Source organism: Streptococcus mitis (genome assembly GCF_002096755.1).
GTDB lineage: Bacteria > Bacillota > Bacilli > Lactobacillales > Streptococcaceae > Streptococcus > Streptococcus mitis_AC.
In genome coordinates this window covers 304,561-329,541 of the sequence record NZ_NCVF01000026.1, presented here as the reverse complement: position 1 = coordinate 329,541, position 24,981 = coordinate 304,561, and the positions used below count along the sequence as shown (strand labels likewise).

The window sequence follows — 24,981 nt, the reverse complement described above, 5'->3', positions numbered from 1 at the left end:
ATTGGAGAGAGGCGTTATTGATTTTTGATAATTTAACTATAGAAAATTAGGAGGAGAACTATGAAATTCAAAAAGATCTATCTTTCCGTAATTTTTTTCTTAAGTTTACTTGGATTGACTGGATGCACATATGAGAAGTATGATGTTAAATTTCTCGACTCAAGTTATAATCGATTTGATTATAAAGGAGAGCATTATGGTGTAACTAATCAATTAATTTCATATGAAGATATTGAAAGTAAAGTAAGCAATCATGATGATACTTATGAAATATCTTACGATGATTCCAATAATGAAATAAAGAATGATTTGTTGGAGATTGGTGACTTATATCAGACCAAGAGTAGAGAATTTGCCATAAAAATTGATAGTACTTTCTATAAATGTAGACTACTTGATAATATTTCTAAAGAAGAACTCCTAAAAGTTTCTGACTTATTTTATGTTCACTTAGTAGGAGGATTTGCTATCAATGAGCAAGAAGCCAGAGAGTTGAAGATAGGGGAACAATCATTTACAATTACTGAAGAAATTATTCCAAAAGAAGAGCTTAGTGCTACAGTTGCTAACTTAGATAATCAAGTGAAGTCTGTCACTAGATTATCAGGGGAGCATGAAAGTTGGAAATATGGAGAAATTTGTTCTTTAAAAAATCAGTCTATCCATGAGAAAGTAGCAGTTAAATTGAATGGAGAATATCATTTGGCTTTCTTTAGAAGTTAGTTTGTATATTAGATATGTGACACAAAAATTTTTTCCAGCATCTTTCAAATCAAATTCCCTTGACTTTCTTTATAATTGTGAGATAATAAGTAAAATATATAAAGGAGTTATATAAAATGGCTATAGCGAATTCAAGTAAAATTGTGACCTTCCAAGCTAATAGAGAATTAGTAAATGATGCCATGGAAGTGTTAAAAGAAAAAAATCTCTCTCTTTCATCGGCACTTAGATTATTTTTAAAGAATGTTGCCGTAACAAATGAAGTAGATTTACTTAGTGAAGAGGAATTGGAGAAGGAGTATTTATTTAGACAATTACAAGCAGAAGTTCAAGAAAGTTATGCTAAGATTGAGGCTGGGAATTACTTGACAGATGAGGATGTTGTGACACGCTATGGATTATAAAAAATATAGGATTTTGTATTCTCCTAGAGTGATTGATAGTTTGGATAAAATATATCAGTATATAGCAGAGGAAATCGGTTCTGTAGAGTCTGCGAGACGAAAAGTGGCGAGTATCAGAAAAGATATTAATCGTCTAGAAATTTTCCCCCAAGCTGGATTTGATGCCGATGAAAAATTTGGTAAGAAATTAGACCCTCGCTACCAAACGCGAGGATTGGCCTTGAGTAAGGATTATATTGTATTATATACAATTGTTGAGGATACCGTCAGACTTGCTTATTTACTTCCTTCAAAAAGTGATTACATGAAATTATTCAAGACTAAGTCGAGATATGACTAATTCATAATCTAGAAGATGTATGTTTAGTGATGAATAAAAATCCTAGTTTGGCTGAGCCAAACTAGGATTTTCTGACGCGTTTTTGTCTACGATAGCCATTGAGTTTTTTATTTTCCCAATAGCTATTAAAGATTTTCTCCTTGCTTTCACGATTGATTTCCAAAAAATAGGCATAAATCAAATCGATAAAGAAGAGCATAGGAAGTTGAGCGGATATACGTTGAATGTAGGAAGGCTGACTGTGGCTAGCAACAAGAACGTTTTCTGTATAGGTCTGACTATCTTTATTGGGAACACTTGTAAAGAGTACAGTCTTTGCCCCCATCTCCTTAGCGTCTAATAGACTATCTAAAATAGAAGGTGTTGTGCCAGAAAGTGAGAAACCGAGTACGAGACAATTTTCATCCATAATACTGGTTGTCCAAGCAAAGCCGTCTTGATCGGTTAAAGCCTCGCATACCACACCCAGACGCATAAAGCGTAATTTCATTTCACGAGCGACGAGGCCAGAACTGCCAGTTCCGAAGAAGTAGACACGATCAGCACCTTCGATTAACTGGGCGATTCGTTCTAGTTGTTTTTCGTCAATCAAGTCCTGTGTTTGTTCTCGCATATTACTGTAGCTTCTAAGAACTCGTTTTGTCAGGGGGCTGTGGTCGGGATGTTGGCTAGCTTGATTATCTGCTTGGTGTTGGTATTGGAAAATAAATTCTCGATAACCTGTAAAACCACACTTTTTAGCAAAGCGGGTCAGAGCGGCTTGAGAGATATGTAATTTTTGAGTGACCTGCTGAGAAGATAAATCATCTGCAATGGTTTCAGATTGTAAAAAATAGCGAGCGATTTCTTGCTCTAGATCTGTTAACTCTTCAAAATGAAGATCAATAATGCTTGCGATATCTTGCGGGTTCATGATACTCCTTTATTTGAGTCTAGCTATTAATCGATAATTATTTTTTGTAGCTTTTGTAAATATTATATCATATAAAATAGTTATGTTTAAATAAAAAAACCATCAGAAACTAAATTAAAAAAGCTCACTTCTTTTCCATAATTTTCTTCTCAAATTGTGGTACAATGAAGAGTAAGATTTTAAATAGAAATGAGACTGACTTGTATGAGAAAATTTGATAGCCATTCGATTCCGATTCGGCTTAATTTATTGTTTTCAATTGTTATTTTGCTCTTTATGACCATCATTGGTCGCCTGCTTTACATGCAGGTTTTGAACAAAGATTTTTATGAGACAAAACTAGCATCGGCAAGTAAAACAAAGGTGACCACTAGTTCAGCCCGTGGACAAATCTACGATGCAACAGGGAAACCTCTCGTCGAAAACACCATCAAGCAAGTTGTATCTTTTACAAGGAACAACAAAATGACGGCTGCAGATTTAAAAGAAACAGCCAAGAAGTTGCTGGCTTATGTGGGAGTTTCTTCTCCAATATTGACTGACCGACAGTTGGCGGACTATTACCTGGCAGATCAAGATGTCTATAAGAAAGCAGTGGAAAGTTTACCACGTGATAAGCGACTTGATTCTGATGGCAATCAATTATCTGAATCCGAGCTTTACAACAATACTGTTGAAAGTATCGATCCAAGTCAATTGGCCTACTCTGATGACGAAAAGAAAGAAATTTATCTTTTTAGCCAACTCAATGCAGTTGGAAATTTTGCGACAGGGACCATTGCGACAGACTCCTTAACAGATACTCAGATTGCCTTGATTGCTTCGGCCTCTAAGAATTTACCTGGTATCAGTATTTCAACTTCGTGGGATCGAAAGGTCCTAGAGACTTCACTTGCGTCTATAGTAGGAAGTGTATCCAGTGAAAAAGCTGGTCTTCCAGCTGAAGAAGCAGATGCTTATATCAAAAAGGGTTATTCTCTAAATGACCGTGTTGGAACCTCTTATCTAGAAAAACAATATGAAGAAACCTTGCAAGGAAAACGTTCTGTGAAAGAAATCCAGCTAGACAAGTATGGCAATATGGAAAGTGTCGAAAATATCGAAGATGGTACCAAAGGGAATAATATTAAACTGACCATCGATTTGGCCTTTCAAGATAGCGTGGACAATCTTCTTAAGAGTTATTTCAATTCCGAGTTAGGAAATGGAGGAGCCAGATATTCTGAAGGTGTTTATGCAGTTGCTTTGAACCCAAAAACAGGTGCAGTTTTGTCTATGTCAGGGCTCAAACATGATTTGAAAACGGGAGAGTTGACGCCTGATTCCTTGGGAACGGTAACCAATGTCTTTGTCCCAGGTTCGGTTGTCAAGGCGGCGACCATCAGTTCTGGTTGGGAGAATGGAGTCTTGTCAGGGAACCAGACCTTGACAGACCAACCGATTGTCTTCCAAGGCTCAGCTCCGATTAATTCTTGGTATACTCAAGCCTACGGTTCATTCCCGATTACAGCTGTGGAAGCCTTGGAGTATTCTTCTAATGCCTATATGGTTCAAACGGCTTTGGGCATTATGGGGCAGACCTATCAACCCAATATGTTTGTTTTAACTAACAATTTAGAATCCGCTATGGGGAAACTTCGTTCGACATTTGCTGAATATGGTCTTGGAGCCTCAACAGGTATTGATCTTCCAGATGAGTCAACTGGTTTTATACCAAAAGAGTATAATTTTGCTAATTACATTACCAATGCATTTGGTCAGTTTGATAACTACACCCCAATGCAATTGGCCCAGTACGTTGGCACAATTGCAAACAACGGTGTTCGGATTGCACCCCACATTGTTGAGGGGATTTATGGAAATAATGAACAAGGTGGTTTAGGGAACTTAATCCAATCTGTTGAAACCAAGGAAATGAATAAAATTAATATTTCTGAGTCTGATGTTTCCATCCTCCAACAAGGATTTTATCAAGTTTCACATGGTGGAAGTGCTTTGACAACCGGTCGTGCCTTTTCAAATGGCGCAGCGGTATCCATTAGTGGAAAAACAGGTACTGCCGAAAGTTATGTTGAGGGTGGTCAAAAAGCTAACAATACCAATGCTGTGGCCTATGCACCATCAGATAATCCTCAAATCGCTGTAGCTGTTGTCTTCCCTCATAACACCAACCTTACAAATGGTGTCGGACCTTCCATTGCGCGCGATATTATCAACCTCTATAACCAACATCATCCAATGAATTAGAAAGGAACATATGCTTTATCCAACACCTATTGCTAAGCTAATTGACAGTTATTCGAAGTTACCGGGTATCGGGATTAAGACGGCTACCCGTCTGGCCTTCTATACTATTGGAATGTCTGATGACGATGTCAATGAATTTGCTAAAAATCTCCTTTCTGCTAAGAGAGAGCTGACCTACTGTTCCATCTGCGGTCGCCTGACTGATGACGATCCTTGCTCTATCTGTACCGATCCGACTCGGGACCAGACAACGATTTTAGTTCTCGAGGACAGTCGAGATGTGGCGGCTATGGAGAATATCCAAGAATACCATGGGCTCTATCATGTCTTACATGGACTCATTTCTCCCATGAATGGTATCAGTCCAGATGATATCAATCTCAAGAGCCTTATGACTCGTCTTATGGAGAGTGAAGTTTCAGAGGTAATCGTAGCAACCAATGCCACAGCAGATGGTGAAGCGACATCCATGTATCTTTCACGTTTGCTCAAGCCAGCTGGTATCAAGGTTACGCGTCTAGCACGAGGTCTCGCTGTCGGAGCGGACATTGAGTATGCGGATGAAGTGACGCTCTTACGAGCCATTGAAAATCGAACAGAGTTGTAAGTCTAGACAAATCAACACTCAATTCATTTATACAAAAATCACGGAGACCGACAGTTGTTTTATCGGTCTCTTTTTAGATTTATTGAAGACCAGTATCAGGTTCAAGTTTCAAAAAAGAAGCAAATATGATATACTAAAGAACGAGTATTCTATTAGAATTGGAACAGATAATATGAAACAAATGATTATTCTTTTATACGGTGGACGTAGTGCAGAGCGTGAAGTCTCTGTTCTTTCAGCTGAGAGTGTGATGCGTGCGGTCAACTACGACCGTTTCACAGTCAAGACTTTCTTCATCAGCCAGTCAGGCGACTTTATTAAAACGCAAGAATTTAGCCATACTCCAGGGCAAGAAGACCGTCTCATGACCAATGAAACCATTGATTGGGATAAGCAAGTTGCACCAAGTGCCATCTACGAAGATGGTGCAGTGGTCTTCCCAGTCCTTCATGGTCCGATGGGAGAAGATGGTTCTGTTCAAGGCTTCCTCGAAGTTTTGAAAATGCCTTATGTCGGCTGTAATATCTTGTCATCAAGCCTTGCCATGGATAAAATCACCACTAAGCGTGTCTTAGAATCTGTTGGTATTACTCAAGTTCCTTATGTGGCCATTGTCGAAGGAGATGATGTGACTGCTAAAATTGTTGAAGTGGAAGAAAAATTGACTTATCCAGTTTTCACAAAACCATCAAACATGGGTTCCAGTGTCGGTATTTCTAAGTCTGAAAATCAAGAAGAACTCCGCCAAGCTTTGGAACTTGCCTTTCAATATGACAGCCGTGTCTTAGTAGAGCAAGGGGTGAACGCGCGTGAAATTGAGGTTGGTCTCTTAGGTAACTATGATGTTAAGAGCACTTTGCCGGGTGAAGTGGTCAAGGATGTTGCCTTCTATGACTACGATGCTAAGTATATTGACAACAAGATTACCATGGATATCCCAGCCAAAATCAGTGATGATGTGGTAGCTGTCATGCGTCAAAATGCAGAAACTGCCTTCCGTGCTATTGGGGGCCTCGGTCTATCTCGTTGCGATTTCTTCTATACAGATAAGGGAGAGATTTTCCTAAACGAGCTTAATACCATGCCAGGTTTTACCCAGTGGTCTATGTATCCACTACTTTGGGACAATATGGGAATCAACTATCCAGACTTAATCGAACGATTGGTTGGTCTTGCCAAGGAAAGTTTTGACAAGCGCGAAGCGCATTTGCTATAAAATGAAAGAGAGGGTAGAAGCCAGAACAATCACTGCAAGGTGACTAGAGTTCTAGAGCTTCGACCCTTTTTAAAGGAGTAGAAATGAAATTAACAATCCATGAAGTTGCCCAAGTTGTCGGAGCTAAAAATGATGTCAGCATCTTTGAGGACACCCAGTTAGAAAAAGCTGAGTTTGACAGTCGCTTAATTGCGGCAGGGGATTTATTTGTGCCACTCAAAGGTGCGCGTGACGGTCATGACTTTATCGAAAGAGCTTTTGAAAATGGTGCAGCAGTAACCTTATCTGAGAAAGAGGTTGCAAATCATCCCTATATTCTAGTAGATGATGTCTTGACTGCATTTCAAAAACTAGCTGCCTACTATCTTGAAAAAACGACTGTTGATGTTTTTGCAGTTACAGGTTCAAATGGTAAGACAACGACCAAGGATATGTTGGCACACTTGCTATCAACAACCTACAAAACCTACAAAACACAAGGCAACTACAATAATGAGATTGGTCTTCCTTACACAGTTCTCCATATGCCTGAAGGAACAGAAAAGTTGGTCTTGGAGATGGGACAGGATCACTTGGGAGATATTCATCTCTTGTCAGAATTGGCTCGTCCAAAAACAGCCATCGTGACCTTGGTTGGAGAAGCCCATTTGGCCTTTTTCAAAGACCGTTCTGAGATTGCTAAAGGAAAAATGCAAATTGCAGACGGGATGGCTTCGAATTCCTTGCTCTTGGCACCAGCAGATCCGATTGTAGAGGACTACTTACCAACTGATAAAAAGGTAGTTCGTTTTGGGCAAGGGGCAGAGTTGGAAATTACTGACATGGTAGAACGTAAGGATAGTCTGACCTTTAAAGCTAATTTCTTAAATCAAGCCCTTGATTTGCCAGTGACTGGTAAGTACAATGCCACTAATGCCATGATTGCGTCTTATGTTGCCCTACAAGAAGGAGTTTCAGAGGAGCAAATTCGTCAGGCCTTCCAAAATCTTGAATTGACGCGTAACCGTACCGAGTGGAAGAAAGCAGCAAATGGAGCAGATATCCTATCAGATGTTTACAATGCCAATCCAACTGCTATGAAGCTGATTTTGGAGACTTTCTCTGCCATTCCAGCCAATGAAGGTGGCAAGAAAATTGCAGTGTTGGCGGATATGAAGGAACTTGGTGACCAGTCTGTTCAACTCCATAATCAGATGATTTTGAGCCTTTCTCCAGATGTGCTGGATACTGTTATTTTCTATGGAGAAGATATTGCTGAATTAGCCCAATTGGCTAGTCAAATGTTCCCAATCGGCCACGTTTACTACTTCAAGAAAACAGAAGACCAAGACCAATTTGAAGACCTAGTCAAGCAGGTCAAAGAAAGCCTTGGAGCTAATGACCAAATCTTGCTCAAAGGCTCTAACTCTATGAATCTAGCCAAGTTGGTAGAAAGTTTAGAAAATGAAGCCAAGTGATTTTGCTAAGTATCTTCAAAGAATGATTGCTCTTACAGATACTGGACTAACCTTTACAAAGGATCCTTTTGACCGTGAGCGCTACGAAGACTTGCGAAGTCTGTTATCTGAAATGTTGAATCAGGTATCAGACCTTGATGCAGACGAAGTGGCAGAACTCTTGAAACCGACCTCCGCTTATGCGACTCCTTTAATGGACGTCCGTGCTTGGATAGTTGAGGATGAAAAAATTTGTCTGGTTAGGGGACAAGGAGAGAATGATTGGGCTTTGCCAGGTGGCTTTGGCGAGGTCGGTTATTCACCAACTGAAAATATTCTCAAGGAAATTGAAGAAGAAACCGGCTTCAAAGCAAAAAATAGAAAGGCTACTAGCTGTTTTTGATACCAATCGTTTCCAACTACAGAGCAAGCAATATGCAAAGTTTGTTTTTGAATGTAAGCTTCTTGATGGACAATTCCAAAAAAATCAAGAAATTGCTGACCTTCAATTTTTTGCCATTGATCAACTGCCAGCCTTATCTGAAAAACGCATTACCAAGGAGCAAATAGAGATTCTTTGGCAGGTTTATCAAGGTCAGAGGGAGCAATATCTTGATTAAAAAGATGATTATCGTATTTCTAAATTCATTTTTGACAAATAGCATGGTATAATAAAATGCAGGAAAATTTTGAATCATGAGGAAGACTAGATGAATTTATGGGATATTTTCTTTACGACCCAAGCAACAGAGCCACCCAAATTTGACCTTTTTTGGTATGTCAGTATATTTACACTTTTAGCCTTAACTTTTTATACAGCCTATCGTTATCGTGAAAAGAAGGCTTATCAACGATTTTTCCAAATCTTGCAGGCAGTTCAGTTAATCCTTCTTTATGGATGGTACGGGGTTAATCATATGCCATTGTCAGAAAGCTTACCCTTTTACCATTGCCGTATGGCTATGTTTGTGGTGCTTTTGCTTCCTGGTCAGTCTAAATATAGGCAGTATTTTGCATTACTAGGAACATTTGGGACATTAGCAGCCTTTGTTTATCCAGTGCCAGATCCTTATCCATTCCCGCATATTGCGATTTTATCCTTTATCTTTGGCCACTTAGCTCTCTTGGGGAACTCTTTAGTTTATCTATTGAGACAGTATAACGCGCGATTGCTGGATGTGAAGGGAATTTTTCTCATGACCTTTGCACTAAATGCCTTGATTTTTGTGGTCAATTTAGTAACAGGTGGAGATTACGGATTCTTGACAAAACCACCATTGGTTGGAGACCATGGCTTAGTAGCTAATTATTTAATCGTTTCCCTGGCCTTATCAGCAGCGATTACGTTAACAAAGAAAATCTTGGAACTATTTTTAGAACAAGAAGCAGAAAAAATGATTGCAAAGAAAGCTTAGAAATGAGCTTTCTTTTTTTCATAAATCTGATTTTTTATAACTTGTTTGGAAAATAAAAAAATTTGATGAGCGAATGTGAAAAAATGGTAAGTAAATTTAGGAAAAACTAAGCACGATTGGATTTTTTGTGTTATAATATTCTGTGAATAGCTATGCCCTATTTTAGCTATATTGAATAGAAGTTTGAAACTTGGAAGAGAGAGGATGCGATGTAATGGCTAGAGATGGTTTTTTTACAGGCTTAGATATCGGAACTAATTCGATTAAAGTATTGGTTGCCGAGCATAGAAATGGTGAACTAAACGTAATTGGTGTAAGTAATGCCAAGAGTAAAGGTGTAAAGGATGGGATTATCGTTGACATTGAAGCAGCAGCAACTGCTATCAAGTCAGCTATTTCCCAAGCAGAAGAGAAAGCTGGCATTTCAATCAAATCAGTGAATGTTGGTTTGCCTGGAAATCTTTTGCAGGTAGAACCAACTCAAGGTATGATTCCAGTTACATCTGATACAAAAGAAATTACAGATCAAGATGTTGAAAATGTTGTTAAATCAGCCTTGACAAAGAGTATGACACCAGATCGTGAAGTCATTACTTTTATTCCAGAAGAATTTATCGTAGATGGTTTCCAAGGTATTCGTGACCCACGTGGTATGATGGGGGTTCGTCTTGAAATGCGTGGTTTGCTTTACACAGGTCCACGTACTATTCTTCACAATTTACGCAAGACAGTTGAGCGCTCAGGTGTTCAAGTTGAAAATATTATTATTTCACCATTGGCTTTGGTTCGTTCAGTCTTGAACGAAGGAGAACGTGAATTTGGAGCTACTGTGATTGATATGGGAGCAGGTCAAACAACTGTTGCTACAATCCGTAACCAAGAACTCCAGTTTACAAATATTCTTCAAGAAGGTGGAGATTATGTCACAAAAGATATCTCTAAAGTTTTGAAGACTTCACAGAAATTAGCTGAAGGATTGAAATTGAACTATGGTGAAGCCTACCCTTCACTTGCAAGCAATGAAACCTTCCAAGTTGAAGTAATTGGTGAAGTAGAACCTGTAGAAGTTACAGAAAGCTACCTAGCAGAGATTATTTCAGCCCGCATTAAGCACATTTTTGAACAAATCAAACAAGAGTTGGAAAGAAGACATTTGTTGGATCTTCCAGGTGGGATTGTTCTGATTGGTGGAAATGCTATTTTACCAGGTATTGTAGAACTTGCACAGGAAGTATTTGGCGTTGGTGTCAAACTTTACGTTCCAAATCAAGTTGGAATCCGTAACCCTGCCTTCGCTCATGTGATTAGCTTGTCTGAATTTGCTGGTCAATTGACTGAAGTGCATTTATTGGCACAAAGAGCAGTCAAGGGTGAGGATACTTTGCGTCACCAACCTATTAATTTTGGTGGGATGATTCAACGTGTTACGCAGGTAGCACAACCTACCCCTATTCAACCAGTTCAAAATACTGAGGTAGAGCAATCAGCTTCTACGAACGTAGTTGCTCCCAAAGAAGATAAAGTATCTTCTCAAAATAAACCAAAAATCGCAGATCGTTTCCGTGGCTTAATCGGAAGCATGTTTGATGAATAAAAGAGGAAAAATAAACTATGACATTTTCATTTGATACAGCAGCAGCTCAAGGTGCAGTTATTAAAGTAATCGGTGTTGGTGGAGGTGGCGGTAACGCCATTAACCGCATGGTTGACGAAGGTGTTGCAGGCGTAGAATTTATCGCAGCAAACACAGATGTACAAGCTTTGAGTAGTACTAAAGCAGAGACAGTAATTCAATTGGGTCCTAAATTGACTCGTGGTTTGGGTGCTGGAGGTCAACCTGAAGTTGGTCGTAAAGCTGCTGAAGAAAGCGAAGAAACATTGACAGCTGCTATCAGTGGAGCGGATATGGTCTTCATTACTGCTGGTATGGGAGGTGGATCAGGTACTGGTGCGGCTCCTGTTATTGCTCGTATTGCTAAAGATTTGGGTGCTCTTACAGTTGGTGTTGTGACACGTCCTTTCGGTTTTGAGGGAAGCAAACGTGGTCAATTTGCTGTTGAAGGAATCAACCAACTTCGTGAACATGTGGATACCCTATTGATTATTTCAAACAACAACTTGCTTGAAATTGTTGATAAGAAAACTCCACTTCTTGAAGCTCTTAGCGAAGCAGATAACGTACTTCGCCAAGGTGTTCAAGGGATTACGGATTTGATTACAAACCCTGGTTTGATTAACCTTGACTTTGCCGATGTGAAAACAGTTATGGCAAATAAAGGGAACGCCTTGATGGGTATCGGTATCGGTAGTGGAGAAGAACGTGTGGTAGAAGCAGCTCGTAAGGCAATCTACTCACCACTTCTTGAAACAACTATTGACGGTGCTGAAGATGTTATCGTTAACGTTACTGGTGGTCTTGATTTGACCTTGATTGAAGCTGAAGAAGCATCAGAAATCGTCAATCAAGCAGCTGGTCAAGGAGTGAACATCTGGTTGGGAACATCTATTGATGAAAGCATGCGTGATGAAATTCGCGTAACAGTTGTTGCAACTGGTGTTCGTCAAGATCGTGTTGAAAAAGTTGTTGGACATGCACCAAAACAAGCAGTTCGTCATGAGCAAGTAAGCCCAAGTCATGCACGTAACCATGATCGTCATTATGACATGGCTGAAACTGCAGAAATTCCAAGTCCAGCACCTCGTCGCACAGAACCTTCTCAAACTTCAGCATTTGGTGATTGGGACTTGCGTCGTGAGACAATTGTCCGTCCAACTGATTCAGTTGTATCACCAGTTGAACGCTTCGAAGCACCATCTTTAGAAGAGGACGAATTAGAAACTCCTCCATTTTTCAAAAATCGTTAAGTAAATGAATTTGAAAGAAAATACAGAACGTGTTTTTCAACAAATAAAAGATGCAAGTCAGCAGTCAGGAAGAGAAGCCAATTCTGTTTCGGTTGTTGCTGTTACAAAATATGTAGACGTACCGACAGCGGAGGCCTTGCTTCCGCTAGGTGTGCATCATATTGGTGAAAATCGTGTGGATAAATTTCTTGAGAAATATGAAGCTTTAAAAGATAGAAATATTACCTGGCATTTGATTGGAACCTTGCAAAGACGCAAGGTCAAAGATGTCATTCAGTATGTTGATTATTTCCACGCTTTGGATTCATTAAAGCTAGCAGAAGAAATTCAAAAAAGAAGTGACCGAGTTGTTAAGTGTTTCTTACAAGTAAATATCTCAAGGGAAGAGAGCAAACATGGTTTTTCAAGGGAAGAACTATTGGAGCTCTTACCAGAATTGGCCACCTTAGATAAAATTGAATATGTCGGCTTGATGACCATGGCTCCTTTTGAAGCTAGTAGTGATGAGTTGAAAGAAATTTTTAAAGCTACGCAGGATTTGCAACTAGAAATTAGAGAAAAACAAATTCCCAATATGCCAATGACGGACTTGAGTATGGGTATGAGTCGTGACTACAAGGAAGCGATTGAATTTGGCTCAACATTTGTCAGAATTGGTACAGCATTTTTTAAATAGGAAAGAAATATGTCTTTAAAAGATAGATTTGATAAATTTATAGATTATTTTACAGAAGATGGAGAAGATGTTGGTACTACTTATCAGCCTAAAGCTGAAGAGCCGATTGTGACTCCAGTCCCTTCTGTTCAAGAGTTGCCTCAACAAGCTGCTAGCACGCCATCTAAAGATAAAAACATCACCCGTCTTCATGCCCGTCAACAAGAGTTGGCTATGCAAAGTCAACGTTCTACTGATAAAGTGACAATTGATGTTCGTTATCCACGTAAATACGAAGATGCCACAGATATTGTTGATTTATTAGCTGGTAACGAAAGTATTTTGATTGATTTCCAATATATGACAGAAGTTCAAGCTCGTCGTTGTTTGGACTATCTGGATGGGGCGCGTCACGTTTTAGCTGGTAACATGAAAAAGGTAGCATCTACTATGTACCTGCTGACACCAGTTGATGTTGTCGTCAATATTGAAGACATCAAAATTCCAGATGAATCACAAAATGGTGAATTTGGCTTTGATATGAAACGTACGAGAGTGAGATAATGATCTTTCTCATTCGTTTTGTTCAAAATGCAGTGGATATCTATTCACTGATTTTAATCATTTTTGCTCTGATGTCTTGGTTTCCCAATGCTTATGAATCACGTCTTGGACGCTTGATTATTAGTTTAGTGAAACCGATAATAGCTCCCTTACAACGTTTACCCCTCCAGATTGCAGGTCTTGACTTGTCTGTCTGGATTGCGGTATTACTAGTTCACTTCCTAGGGGAGCAGTTGATTCGACTTTTAGTGATCTTTCTATGAACAAGATGATTTATCAACACTTTTCTAAGAATGATTCGTCTTTTATTGATAAGGGAGTAGAATGGATAAAAAAGGTAGAAGATTCTTATTCTCCTTTTTTAACACCCTTTGTAAATCCCCACCAAGAAAAGATTTTAAAGGTTCTAGCATCAACCAACGGCATCTCCTACATGAGCAGTCGGCAGTTTCTTGAAACTGAATATGTACGGGTACTCCTGTATCCTGATTATTTTGAGCCGGAATTTTCTGATTTTGAACTATCCTTGCAAGAAATTGTCTATCCTAATAAGTTTGAACGCTTAACGCATGCAAAAATATTAGGGACTGTTTTAAATCAGCTGGGAATTGATAGGAAGCTATTTGGTGATATCTTAGTCAACGAAGAGAGAGCACAGATTATCATTAATCGACAGTTTATGCTCCTTTTTCAAGACGGCATTACGAAAATTGCTCGTTTACCGGTTCGTCTAGAAGAACGGGATTTTACTGAGAGAATTGCTACAGTAGAAGATTATCAAGAATTAGATATCTGTATCGCTAGTTCAAGATTAGATGTTTTTCTAGCAGGTGTCTTCAAGCTGTCTAGAAATCAGGCAAGTCAGTTAATTGAAAAACAGGCAGTCCAAGTTAATTACCATTTAGTTGAAAAATCAGATTATGCAGTTCAAGTTGGTGATCTGATTAGTGTAAGGAAATTTGGTCGATTGAAACTCGTTAGAGATAATGGGCAAACAAAAAAAGATAAAAAGAAATTAACGGTCCAATTGTTATTAAGTAAGTGAGGAAAAATATGCCAATTACATCGTTAGAAATCAAAGATAAAACCTTTAGCACACGCTTTAGAGGGTTTGATCAAGAAGAAGTAGATGAATTTTTAGATATTGTAGTCCGTGATTATGAAGATTTGGTTCGCTCTAATCATGATAAGGATTTACATATTAAGAGTTTGGAAGAGCGTTTGTCTTACTTTGATGAGATGAAAGATTCATTGAGCCAGTCTGTATTGATTGCACAAGATACAGCAGAGCGAGTAAAACAAGCTGCAACGGAGCGTTCAAACAATATTATACAACAAGCAGAGCAAGATGCCCAACGTTTGTTGGAAGAAGCTAAGTACAAGGCAAATGAAATTCTTCGTCAAGCAACTGACAATGCTAAGAAAGTTGCTGTTGAAACAGAAGAATTGAAGAACAAGAGTCGTGTCTTCCATCAACGTCTTAAATCTACAATTGAGAGCCAGTTAGCAATTGTTGAATCTTCAGATTGGGAAGATATTCTTCGCCCAACAGCGACTTATCTTCAGACAAGTGATGAGGCCTTCAAAGAAGTGGTCAGCGAAGTCTTAGGTGACTCTGTCTTACAACAACATCCAGAGGAAGAACCAATTGATATTACTCGCCAGTTTTCTCCCGAGGAAATGGCTGAGTTGCAAGCGCGTATCGAAGCGGCTAATAAGGAACTTGCAGAAGCCGAAGCAAGAGCTGAGCAGGAACAAGTGGTTTCACCAGCTCCGGTTGTTGAAGAAAGTCCAGCTCATCCAGTTGGTCCAATGTATGAAGAGCCAGAAGTAGCTCCTAGCCATTATTCAGGACCAACACCAGCTACTGAAGCTGTAAGCTCAGAACCAGGTTTTGCGGCACCGCAAGAATCTGTTACAATTTTATAAGAAATAATCTGAGAACAATATCTTATCCTTATATTTCCAGCGAGCAGGAGATGGTGTGAGTCCTGCATTCCCTAACGATAAGATTATCCTCTCAAAAACTCAAGTCTGAATGAAGTAAGATTTGACGTTCCCCACGTTACGGGATAAGAGGGAGAAAGACTAAATCTTTTTCCGAATAAAGGTGGTACCACGATTTTCGTCCTTTTTGGCAATCGTGGTTTTTAATTTGTTATTATTTATAAAGGAGATACCATGAAACTCAAAGATACCCTTAACCTTGGGAAAACAGCTTTCCCAATGCGTGCAGGCCTTCCTACCAAAGAGCCAGTTTGGCAAAAGGAATGGGAAGATGCAAAACTTTACCAACGTCGTCAAGAATTGAACCAAGGAAAACCTCATTTCACCTTGCATGATGGTCCTCCATACGCGAACGGAAATATTCACGTTGGACACGCTATGAACAAGATTTCAAAAGATATCATTGTTCGTTCTAAGTCTATGTCAGGATTTTATGCTCCTTATATTCCAGGTTGGGATACACATGGTCTGCCAATCGAGCAAGTTTTGGCAAAACAAGGTGTCAAACGTAAAGAAATGGACTTGGTTGAGTACTTGAAACTTTGCCGTGAATACGCTCTTTCACAAGTAGATAAACAACGTGAAGACTTCAAACGTTTGGGTGTTTCTGGCGACTGGGAAAATCCATATGTGACCCTGACTCCTGATTATGAAGCAGCCCAAATCCGTGTCTTCGGTGAGATGGCTAATAAGGGTTATATCTACCGTGGTGCCAAGCCAGTTTACTGGTCTTGGTCATCTGAATCTGCCCTTGCTGAAGCAGAGATTGAATACCATGATTTGGTTTCAACTTCCCTTTACTATGCCAACAAGATAAAAGATGGCAAAGGTATTCTTGATACAGATACTTACATTGTTGTCTGGACAACGACTCCATTTACAATCACTGCTTCTCGTGGTTTGACTGTTGGTGCAGATATTGATTATGTTTTGGTTCAACCTGCTGGTGAAGATCGCAAGTTTGTGGTTGCTGCAGAATTGTTGGCTAGCTTGTCTGAGAAGTTTGGTTGGGGTGATGTTCAAGTTTTGGCAACTTACCGTGGTCAAGAATTGAACTACATCGTAACAGAACACCCATGGGATACAGCTGTAGATGAGTTGGTTATCCTTGGTGATCACGTTACCACTGACTCTGGTACTGGTATTGTCCATACAGCCCCTGGTTTTGGTGAGGACGACTACAATGTTGGTATTGCTAATGGTCTTGAAGTCGCAGTGACTGTTGACGAACGTGGTATCATGATGAAGAATGCTGGTCCTGAGTTTGAAGGTCAATTCTATGATAAGGTTGTCCCAACTGTTATTGAAAAACTTGGTAACCTCCTTCTTGCCCAAGAAGAAATCTCTCACTCATACCCATTTGACTGGCGTACTAAGAAACCAATTATCTGGCGTGCAGTACCACAATGGTTTGCCTCAGTTTCTAAATTCCGCCAAGAAATCTTGGATGAAATTGAAAAAGTGAAATTCCACTCAGAATGGGGTAAAGTTCGTCTTTACAACATGATTCGTGACCGTGGTGACTGGGTTATCTCTCGTCAACGTGCTTGGGGTGTTCCACTTCCTATCTTCTACGCTGAAGACGGTACAGCGATTATGACTGCTGAAACGATTGAACACGTGGCTCAACTCTTTGAGGAACATGGTTCAAGCATTTGGTGGGAACGTGATGCTAAGGACCTCTTGCCAGAAGGATTTACTCATCCAGGTTCACCAAACGGCGAGTTCAAGAAAGAAACAGATATCATGGACGTTTGGTTTGACTCAGGTTCATCATGGAATGGAGTTGTGGTAAACCGTCCAGAGTTGACATATCCAGCAGACCTTTATCTTGAAGGTTCTGACCAGTACCGTGGTTGGTTCAACTCATCACTTATTACATCTGTTGCTAACCATGGCGTAGCACCTTACAAACAAATCTTGTCACAAGGTTTTGCCCTTGACGGTAAAGGTGAGAAGATGTCTAAATCTCTTGGAAATACCATTGCTCCAAGCGATGTTGAAAAACAATTTGGTGCTGAAATCTTGCGTCTTTGGGTAACAAGTGTAGACTCAAGTAACGACGTACGTATCTCTATGGATATCTTGAGCCAAGTTTCTGAAACTTACCGTAAGATTCGTAACACTCTTCGTTTCTTGATTGCTAACACATCTGACTTTAACCCAGCTCAAGACGCAGTAGCTTACGATGAGCTTCGTTCAGTTGATAAGTACATGACTATTCGCTTTAACCAGCTTGTCAAGACCATTCGTGATGCTTACGCAAACTTTGAATTCTTGACAATCTATAAGGCCTTGGTAAACTTTATCAACGTTGATTTGTCAGCCTTCTACCTTGATTTTGCCAAAGATGTTGTTTATATCGAAGGTGCCAAATCATTGGAACGCCGTCAAATGCAGACTGTCTTCTATGACATTCTTGTCAAAATCACCAAACTCTTGACACCAATCCTTCCTCACACTGCGGAAGAAATCTGGTCATATCTTGAGTTTGAAGCAGAAGATTTTGTTCAATTGTCAGAATTGCCAGAAGCAGAGACATTTGCTAACCAAGAAGAAATCTTGGATACATGGGCTGCCTTCATGGATTTCCGTGGACAAGCTCAAAAAGCCTTGGAAGAAGCTCGTAATGCCAAAGTAATCGGTAAATCACTCGAAGCACACTTGACAGTTTATCCAAACGAAGTTGTGAAAACTCTACTCGAAGCAGTAAACAGCAATGTAGCTCAACTTTTGATCGTGTCTGAATTGACTATCACAGAAGGATCAGCTCCAGAAACTGCCGTTAGCTTCGAAGATGTAGCCTTTACTGTTGAACGCGCTGCAGGTGAAGTATGTGACCGTTGCCGTCGTATCGACCCAACAACAGCAGAACGTAGCTACCACGCAGTCATCTGTGACCACTGTGCAAGCATCGTAGAAGAAAACTTTGCGGAAGCAGTCGAAGAAGGATTTGAAGCGAAATAATCTATTTAAAATACAGGAAATTTCCTGTATTTTTTTAAAACTATTTCCTCAGAAAGAAAGTGTTAAATCTAATAATGGTATAATTTAAAGCAACTATGGGAGAAGTGGATATTGATAAAAAATGAAAAACTTGCTCAGATTGATGGGATTATAGGTTTGATTACAGGAATGCTTTTAATTAGTTTCCCATTCATTTTAGTTTTGATTGGAAAATTAGCTAATGATAATGATGCATATAGTGCAATATTGGGAATTATTTTTATCGTTTTTAGTGAAGAAGTTGCGATTATTATTCTGGGGACTATATTTATTATTTTTAGTTTGATTAAAATTATAATTTTAATCTTAGGGATTATTACTCTTATTTATTACAAAAATGATAATCGCATTTCCTTTCTACCATCACTTTTGTTGATTATTGGTTCATCGATTGCATTGATTCCATTATTAGGATGGTTTGGAGGAATTATTATTATCATTGCTTCTATTTTATTTTTAGAAAGTCTCCAAAAATTCAAAGTTGAAGGATAAAAAATAAGGAAAAGGATTGCCAAACAGTCCTTTCCTTTTTGGTTTTGACTAGCTTTTTTGTGAAAAATTGTGTAAAATAGAATAGATAAACGAGGGGAAACCTCGGAAAATTTAAAGGAGAATCCATCTAATGGTAAAATTGGTTTTTGCTCGCCACGGTGAGTCTGAATGGAACAAAGCTAACCTTTTCACTGGTTGGGCTGATGTTGATTTGTCTGAAAAAGGTACACAACAAGCGATTGACGCTGGTAAATTGATCAAAGAAGCTGGTATCGAATTTGACCAAGCTTACACTTCAGTATTGAAACGTGCTATCAAAACAACTAACTTGGCTCTTGAAGCTTCTGACCAATTGTGGGTTCCAGTTGAAAAATCATGGCGCTTGAACGAACGTCACTACGGTGGTTTGACTGGTAAAAACAAAGCTGAAGCTGCTGAACAATTTGGTGATGAGCAAGTTCACATCTGGCGTCGTTCATACGATGTATTGCCTCCAAACATGGACCGTGATGATGAGCACTCAGCTCACACTGACCGTCGTTACGCTTCACTTGACGACTCAGTTATCCCAGATGCTGAAAACTTGAAAGTGACTTTGGAACGTGCCCTTCCATTCTGGGAAGATAAAATCGCTCCAGCTCTTAAAGATGGTAAAAACGTATTCGTAGGAGCTCACGGTAACTCAATCCGTGCCCTTGTAAAACACATCAAAGGTTTGTCAGACGACGAAATCATGGACGTGGAAATTCCTAACTTCCCACCATTGGTATTCGAATTCGACGAAAAATTGAACGTCGTTTCTGAATACTACCTTGGAAAATAAAAAATTATAAGCCTAGGATTGATTTCTAGGCTTTTTGTTTTTGTTCCCAGTTTCCAATGGATTGAAAAAGCGATATAATGATAGTAAATATGAAAGAAAGAGAAACTGATATGGCTTATATTGAGATGAAACACTGTTACAAGCGTTATCAGGTTGGGGACACGGAGATTGTGGCCAATCGCGATGTGAATTTTGAGATTGAAAAGGGTGAATTGGTTATTATTCTAGGTGCATCTGGTGCAGGCAAGTCAACGGTTCTTAACCTTCTTGGGGGAATGGATACCAATGATGAGGGGGAAATCTGGATTGATGGTGCCAATATTGCAGATTATAGTTCCCACCAGAGGACCAATTACCGTAGAAATGATGTCGGGTTTGTTTTTCAGTTTTATAATCTAGTTTCCAATCTAACCGCTAAGGAAAATGTGGAATTGGCCTCAGAAATCGTGATGGATGCCTTGGATCCTGAGCAAGTCTTGACAGATGTAGGTCTGGCTCATCGTCTCAATAACTTTCCAGCCCAGCTTTCTGGAGGGGAGCAACAGCGAGTCTCCATTGCACGCGCAGTAGCCAAAAATCCTAAAATTCTCCTTTGTGATGAACCGACTGGAGCCTTGGATTATCAGACGGGCAAGCAGGTTTTGGAAATCCTCCAAGACATGTCTCGTCAAAAGGGAGCGACAGTGATCATTGTGACTCATAATGGAGCTTTGGCGCCCATTGCTGATCGCGTGATTCATATGCACGATGCCAGTGTCAAGGATGTGGTGATGAACCAGCATCCTCAGGATATCGACAGTTTGGAGTACTAGCATGATCAAGCGAAAAACTTATTGGAAGGACTTAATTCAGTCCTTCACAGGCTCCAAGGGGCGTTTTTTATCCATCTTAACCTTGATGATGTTAGGGTCTCTAGCCTTAGTAGGTCTCAAAGTGACTAGCCCCAACATGGAGGCGACAGCTAATGCTTATTTAACAACTGCTCAAACCTTGGATTTGGCAGTCATGTCTAACTATGGTTTGGATCAAGCAGATCAAGAAGAACTAGGACAGACGCAGGGTGCAGAGGTTGAGTTTGGCTATTTGACAGATGTGACTATGGAAAATGGGCAGGATGCCATTCGGCTGTACTCCAAACCAGAGCGAATTTCAACCTTTCAGCTAAGAGAGGGACGACTTCCGCAGTCAGACAAGGAAATCGCTTTGGCCACTCATTTGCAAGGCCAATACAGCGTGGGACGGGAGATTAGTTTTAAAGAAAAAGAAGAGGGTCATTCCTCTTTAAAAGACCATACTTATACCATTACTGGTTTTGTGGATTCAGCTGAAATCCTCTCCCAGCGAGATATGGGCTACGCAGGAAGTGGAAGTGGGACTCTGACAGCCTATGGGGTGATTTTATCTAGTCAGTTTGATCAGAAAGTCTACAATATAGCTCGTTTGAAATATCAAGATTTAGCAGACTTAAATGCTTTTTCAGAAGCTTATGAAGAAAAATCCAAGCAACATCAGGAAGACCTTGAACAAGCTCTATCAGATAATGGCAAGGCACGTCTGCAACTCTTGAAAAAAGAAGGCCAAGAGTCTCTAGACAAAGGTCAAGAGACCCTTGGCAAGGCTGAGACTAATCTGCAGGAAGGCAAGCGTCGTTTAGTAGCTGCTCAAGCTCGTATACAGGCTCAAGAAAGTCAACTAGCCTTGCTCCCTCAAGCTCAGAGAGAGCAGGCCAGTGCTCAACTTACCCAAGTCAAGCAGGAATTGAACAAGGAAGAGGACAAACTAAAGCAGGCTGAACAAAATCTAGCCCAAGAAAAGGAAAAAATAGAAAAACATCAGCAAGTCTTGGATGATTTAGCTGAGCCCAAGTATCAAGTATATAATCGTCAGACCATGCCTGGCGGTCAAGGCTACCTCATGTACAGTAATGCTTCAGCCAGTATTCGGGCAGTAGGTAATATCTTTCCTGTAGTGCTTTATGCCGTAGCAGCTATGGTGACCTTTACAACTATGACTCGTTTTGTGGATGAAGAGCGAACACATGCAGGGATTTTTAAGGCCTTGGGCTATCGCAGTAAGGATATTATCGCCAAGTTTCTCCTCTACGGTCTAGTAGCTGGGACTGTCGGAACGGCTCTAGGCAGTATCCTTGGCCATTATTTACTAGCCAATGTGATTTCAAGTGTCATTACAAAAGACATGGTGGTGGGAGAAACCCAGATTCAGTTCTATTGGACCTATAGCTTTCTGGCTCTTGTCTTGAGTTGGTTGGCGAGTGTGTTGCCAGCCTACTTGGTAGCTCGTAGGGAACTTCATGATGAAGCAGCCCAGCTTTTACTGCCTAAACCTCCTGTTAAAGGAGTTAAAATCTTACTGGAGCGCATCGGTTTTATTTGGCGCCGTCTCAGTTTTACCCATAAGGTAACAGCCCGTAATATCTTCCGTTATAAACAGCGGATGTTGATGACGATCTTTGGTGTGGCAGGTTCAGTCGCTCTGCTCTTTGCAGGTTTGGGAATCCAATCCTCTGTAGCAGGAGTTCCGTCTAGACAGTTTCAACAAATCCAACAGTATCAGATGATTGTCTCTGAAAATCCTAGTGCGACCAATCAAGACAAAGCAAATCTAGAAGAAGTGTTGAAAGGGCAGGATATCCAAGCCTATCAGAAAATCTATTCTAAAACTCTAGACAAGGATTTCAAAGGCAAGGCTGGTCTTCAAACCATTACCCTTATGATGACAGATAAGGAAGATTTGACACCCTTTATCCATTTGCAACATCATCAGCAGGAACTGACATTAAAAGATGGCGTCGTTATTACAGCTAAACTAGCCCAGCTGGCAGATGTCAAGGTTGGGCAGACTCTAGAAATTGAAGATCAGGAACTAAAGGTCGCTGCCATTGCTGAGAACTACGTTGGTCACTTTATTTATATGAGTCAGGCTAGCTATGAGCAAATATACGGACAGCTGGCCCAAGCCAACACTTATCTGGTTAGTCTAAGGGATACTAGTGCAACTAGTATTGAAAGGCAGGCAGGTTTACTTATGAATCAAGCTGCGGTGTCCAGCGTTGTCCAGAATGCTTCAGCCATTCGGCTCTTTGACTCTGTCGCTAGCTCACTCAATCAGACCATGACTATCTTAGTTATCGTATCGGTTCTATTAGCTATTGTTATCCTTTACAATCTGACCAATATCAACGTGGCTGAGAGAATCCGTGAACTATCCACTATCAAGGTTCTCGGTTTTCATAATAATGAAGTCACCCTCTACATTTACCGTGAGACGATTGTGCTGTCCCTTGTGGGAATCGTCCTTGGTCTAGTAGCTGGTTTCTATTTACATCAATTTTTGATTCAAATGATTTCGCCTGCGACTATTCTCTTTTATCCGCAGGTAGGTTGGGAAGTCTATGTAATCCCAGTGGTAGCAGTAAGCACCATTTTAACCTTGCTTGGTTTCCTTGTTAATCGCCATCTGAGAAAGGTTGATATGCTTGAAGCCTTGAAATCTGTAGAGTAAGGTAGTTGTTTTTATCTGATTGAATTTATATTTACTCGTAAACAAAAATCCTCCGTTTCAAAGAGTAGGGAACTCTTTGTGACAGAGGATTTTTTCTATAGGGCTTTAGCAGCTGCAATTGCGGCTTCGAAGTTTGGTTCAGAGTTGATATTGTCCACGTATTCAACGTAGCGAATAGTATTGTCAGTATCGAGGACAAAGACTGCGCGTGCCAATAGGTGCCACTCATTGATTAAGAGAGCATAATCACGTCCAAAGGAATGGTCGAAATAGTCTGAGAGCATGATGGCATTTTCAATACCTTCAGCACCACACCAACGTTTTTGGGCAAAAGGGAGGTCCATTGAAACAGTCAAGACAACCGTATTATCCAGTCCAGCCAGTTCTTCATTAAAACGACGCGTTTGAGTTGAGCAGATGCCTGTATCGATAGAAGGCACGACACTCAAGACTTTTTTCTTTCCATCAAAATCAGCCAGAGATTTTTTAGAAAGGTCTGTTGTAGTGAGAGAAAAATCAAGCGCCTTGTCGCCGACTTGTAGTTGTTTACCTGTAAAGCTCACAGGATTTCCGAGAAAAGTTACCATAGGATACTCCAATCTTTTTTCTTCCATTTTAGCTGAAACAGCCGGAATTTTCCAATGATTTGACCGGAAATGTGTGCATAGAAAAAACGCCAGCTCATGTGAGAATGACGTTTTTCAGAGGCTTATACTCAATGAAAATCAAAGAGCAAACTAGGAAGCTAGCCACAGGCTGTACTTGAGTACGGCAAGGCGACGCTGACGTGGTTTGAATTTGATTTTCGAAGAGTATTATTTTGCCAATCCTTCAGCAATCTTATCAAGGTTGTATTTCATCATGTTGTAGTAGCTATCGCCTTCTTTACCTTGTTCTGCGATAGAGTCAGTAAAGATTTGTGCGTAGATTGGGATGTTTGTGTCTTGTGAAACAGTCTTCATTGGACGGTCATCCACACTTGATTCTACAAAGAGTGAAGGAACTTTTGTTTGGCGAAGTTTTTCAACCAAGGTCTTGATTTGGTCAGGTGTTCCTTCTTCTTCAGTGTTGATTTCCCAGATATAGGCACTTGGGACACCGTAGGCTTTAGAGAAGTATTTGAAGCATCCTTCGCTGGTTACGATCAATTTCTTCTCAGCAGGGATGTTGTTAAATTTCTCTTTAGCTTCCTTGTCAAGTTTGTCTAGCTTATCAGTATATTCTTTGAGATTTTTTTCGTAGAATTCCTTGTTGCTAGGGTCTTTAGCGCTCAATTGTTTTGCGATATTCTTAGCAAAAATAATCCCGTTTTCAAGGTTAAGCCAAGCGTGTGGATCTTCTTTGCCTTTTTCGTTTTGACCTTCAAGGTAGATAACATCAACGCCTTCGCTGACTGCAAAGTAGTCTTTGTTTTCAGTTTTCTTAGCATTTTCTACCAATTTTGTAAACCAAGCATTGCCACCTGTTTCAAGGTTGATACCGTTATAGAAAATCAAATCAGCTTGAGAAGTTTTCTTAACGTCTTCAGGGAGTGGTTCGTATTCGTGTGGGTCTTGACCAACAGGAACGATACTGTGAAGATCAATCTTATCACCAGCAATATTTTTAGTAATATCAGCGATGATTGAGTTTGTAGCAACAACTTTTAGTTTTTGACCAGAAGCTGCATCTTTTTTTCCGCTAGCACATGCTACAAGAGCAATGACAGAAAGAAAAAGAACGAGTAATGTACCTAATTTTTTCATT

23 protein-coding genes and 1 pseudogene are annotated in these 24,981 nt (G+C 40.0%); 21 read left to right on the top strand and 3 right to left on the bottom strand.

What is annotated here, in order from left to right; genetic code table 11:
* Positions 1-60 precede the first annotated feature (60 nt).
* The 3 genes from B7700_RS10260 to B7700_RS10250 all read left to right on the top strand — a co-directional run bounded on the left by B7700_RS10260 (position 61) and on the right by B7700_RS10250 (position 1,467).
* Complete coding sequence (locus B7700_RS10260) at positions 61-723, top strand: NisI/SpaI family lantibiotic immunity lipoprotein (RefSeq protein WP_000669433.1); 663 nt, start codon at positions 61-63, stop codon at positions 721-723.
* Positions 724-839: 116 nt separating this feature from the next.
* On the top strand, positions 840-1,127 hold the full coding sequence (relB, locus tag B7700_RS10255; RefSeq protein WP_000951986.1) for a type II toxin-antitoxin system RelB/ParD family antitoxin: 288 nt from the start codon (positions 840-842) through the stop codon (positions 1,125-1,127).
* Complete coding sequence (locus tag B7700_RS10250) at positions 1,117-1,467, top strand: type II toxin-antitoxin system RelE/ParE family toxin (RefSeq protein ID WP_000384865.1); 351 nt, start codon at positions 1,117-1,119, stop codon at positions 1,465-1,467. Before relB ends, B7700_RS10250 begins: the two co-directional genes overlap by 11 nt.
* Positions 1,468-1,528: 61 nt before the next feature.
* Here the strand turns inward: B7700_RS10250 and B7700_RS10245 are convergent, their stop codons facing one another.
* Entirely contained in the window at positions 1,529-2,380 is an 852-nt protein-coding gene (locus tag B7700_RS10245; protein WP_084888731.1) for a MurR/RpiR family transcriptional regulator, read from the bottom strand.
* 189 nt (positions 2,381-2,569) lie between these two features.
* On the opposite strand from B7700_RS10245, the gene pbp2b reads away from it, so the two are divergent.
* From pbp2b to B7700_RS10150, 18 genes and pseudogenes are all read left to right on the top strand, one after another.
* Positions 2,570-4,627 (top strand): penicillin-binding protein PBP2B, encoded by a 2,058-nt coding sequence (gene pbp2b, locus B7700_RS10240; protein ID WP_084888729.1) that lies wholly within the window; start codon positions 2,570-2,572, stop codon positions 4,625-4,627.
* A 10-nt stretch (positions 4,628-4,637) separates the two neighbouring features.
* On the top strand, positions 4,638-5,234 hold the full coding sequence (gene recR, locus B7700_RS10235) for a recombination mediator RecR (RefSeq protein WP_084888727.1): 597 nt from the start codon (positions 4,638-4,640) through the stop codon (positions 5,232-5,234).
* Positions 5,235-5,406: 172 nt separating this feature from the next.
* Positions 5,407-6,450: a D-alanine--D-alanine ligase gene (locus tag B7700_RS10230; protein ID WP_084888725.1), complete on the top strand. Its 1,044-nt coding sequence runs from the start codon at positions 5,407-5,409 to the stop codon at positions 6,448-6,450.
* Between the two features lie 83 nt (positions 6,451-6,533).
* On the top strand, positions 6,534-7,907 hold the full coding sequence (locus B7700_RS10225) for a UDP-N-acetylmuramoyl-tripeptide--D-alanyl-D-alanine ligase (RefSeq protein ID WP_084888723.1): 1,374 nt from the start codon (positions 6,534-6,536) through the stop codon (positions 7,905-7,907).
* Positions 7,894-8,506 (top strand): annotated as a pseudogene (locus B7700_RS10220) (NUDIX hydrolase N-terminal domain-containing protein). The gene B7700_RS10225 and the pseudogene B7700_RS10220 overlap by 14 nt, the downstream one beginning before the upstream one ends.
* A gap of 90 nt (positions 8,507-8,596) precedes the next feature.
* Positions 8,597-9,301, top strand: a complete 705-nt coding sequence (locus tag B7700_RS10215) for a YwaF family protein (RefSeq protein ID WP_049551303.1) — start codon at positions 8,597-8,599, stop codon at positions 9,299-9,301.
* A gap of 214 nt (positions 9,302-9,515) precedes the next feature.
* Positions 9,516-10,895, top strand: a complete 1,380-nt coding sequence (gene ftsA / locus B7700_RS10210; RefSeq protein ID WP_000090252.1) for a cell division protein FtsA — start codon at positions 9,516-9,518, stop codon at positions 10,893-10,895.
* Positions 10,896-10,912: 17 nt separating this feature from the next.
* Positions 10,913-12,166, top strand: a complete 1,254-nt coding sequence (ftsZ, locus tag B7700_RS10205) for a cell division protein FtsZ (RefSeq protein ID WP_049546531.1) — start codon at positions 10,913-10,915, stop codon at positions 12,164-12,166.
* Between the two features lie 4 nt (positions 12,167-12,170).
* Positions 12,171-12,842: a YggS family pyridoxal phosphate-dependent enzyme gene (locus tag B7700_RS10200; protein WP_004261850.1), complete on the top strand. Its 672-nt coding sequence runs from the start codon at positions 12,171-12,173 to the stop codon at positions 12,840-12,842.
* Positions 12,843-12,851: 9 nt separating this feature from the next.
* Positions 12,852-13,385 carry a cell division protein SepF gene (locus B7700_RS10195; protein ID WP_084888721.1) on the top strand — a complete coding sequence of 178 codons (534 nt, stop codon included), beginning with the start codon at positions 12,852-12,854 and terminating at the stop codon, positions 13,383-13,385.
* On the top strand, positions 13,385-13,648 hold the full coding sequence (locus B7700_RS10190; RefSeq protein WP_000576495.1) for a YggT family protein: 264 nt from the start codon (positions 13,385-13,387) through the stop codon (positions 13,646-13,648). The genes B7700_RS10195 and B7700_RS10190 overlap by 1 nt, the downstream gene beginning before the upstream one ends.
* On the top strand, positions 13,645-14,430 hold the full coding sequence (locus B7700_RS10185) for a YlmH family RNA-binding protein (protein ID WP_045611163.1): 786 nt from the start codon (positions 13,645-13,647) through the stop codon (positions 14,428-14,430). Before B7700_RS10190 ends, B7700_RS10185 begins: the two co-directional genes overlap by 4 nt.
* A gap of 8 nt (positions 14,431-14,438) precedes the next feature.
* Positions 14,439-15,314 (top strand): DivIVA domain-containing protein, encoded by an 876-nt coding sequence (locus B7700_RS10180; protein ID WP_049502424.1) that lies wholly within the window; start codon positions 14,439-14,441, stop codon positions 15,312-15,314.
* A gap of 252 nt (positions 15,315-15,566) precedes the next feature.
* Positions 15,567-18,359 (top strand): isoleucine--tRNA ligase, encoded by a 2,793-nt coding sequence (gene ileS / locus B7700_RS10170; protein ID WP_084888718.1) that lies wholly within the window; start codon positions 15,567-15,569, stop codon positions 18,357-18,359.
* Positions 18,360-18,470: 111 nt separating this feature from the next.
* Positions 18,471-18,890, top strand: a complete 420-nt coding sequence (locus B7700_RS10165; RefSeq protein WP_338132012.1) for a hypothetical protein — start codon at positions 18,471-18,473, stop codon at positions 18,888-18,890.
* Positions 18,891-19,020: 130 nt separating this feature from the next.
* Complete coding sequence (locus tag B7700_RS10160; protein ID WP_000240129.1) at positions 19,021-19,713, top strand: phosphoglycerate mutase; 693 nt, start codon at positions 19,021-19,023, stop codon at positions 19,711-19,713.
* Between the two features lie 110 nt (positions 19,714-19,823).
* Complete coding sequence (locus tag B7700_RS10155) at positions 19,824-20,525, top strand: ABC transporter ATP-binding protein (protein WP_084888717.1); 702 nt, start codon at positions 19,824-19,826, stop codon at positions 20,523-20,525.
* Position 20,526: 1 nt separating this feature from the next.
* Entirely contained in the window at positions 20,527-23,235 is a 2,709-nt protein-coding gene (locus tag B7700_RS10150; protein ID WP_084888715.1) for an ABC transporter permease, read from the top strand.
* Positions 23,236-23,330: 95 nt separating this feature from the next.
* Here the strand turns inward: B7700_RS10150 and tpx are convergent, their stop codons facing one another.
* On the bottom strand, positions 23,331-23,822 hold the full coding sequence (tpx, locus tag B7700_RS10145; RefSeq protein ID WP_000256026.1) for a thiol peroxidase: 492 nt from the start codon (positions 23,820-23,822) through the stop codon (positions 23,331-23,333).
* A 228-nt stretch (positions 23,823-24,050) separates the two neighbouring features.
* On the bottom strand, positions 24,051-24,980 hold the full coding sequence (gene psaA / locus B7700_RS10140; RefSeq protein ID WP_084888713.1) for a metal ABC transporter substrate-binding lipoprotein/adhesin PsaA: 930 nt from the start codon (positions 24,978-24,980) through the stop codon (positions 24,051-24,053).
* Position 24,981: the final 1 nt, after the last annotated feature.